Here is a 224-nt window from a genome sequence, read left to right on the forward strand (position 1 = left end):
TAAAGGTAATGAATATAACGGTTTAATATCTTCAATTTGATTACCTGCTAAAGTTAAGTATGTTACATTTTTCAACGCGCTTAATGGCGCAACATTCGTAATTTTATTATTAGTTAAATCAAGAGAATCTAAATTATCCATCTTAACAAGTGGTGTTACATCTGAAAATTCATTACCACGTAAAGCTAAATGTTTCAATTGTTTTAAGCTCGTAAAGAATGATG

At 28.6% G+C, this 224-nt stretch carries 1 protein-coding gene; it reads right to left on the bottom strand.

What is annotated here, in order from left to right; all coding sequences use genetic code 11:
• A partial coding sequence (locus tag MR079_RS28935; RefSeq protein ID WP_242295121.1) for a leucine-rich repeat domain-containing protein occupies positions 1–224 on the bottom strand: 224 nt, incomplete at both ends.

This window comes from Bacillus cereus group sp. BfR-BA-01381 (assembly GCF_022663555.1).
Classification (GTDB): domain Bacteria; phylum Bacillota; class Bacilli; order Bacillales; family Bacillaceae_G; genus Bacillus_A; species Bacillus_A pacificus.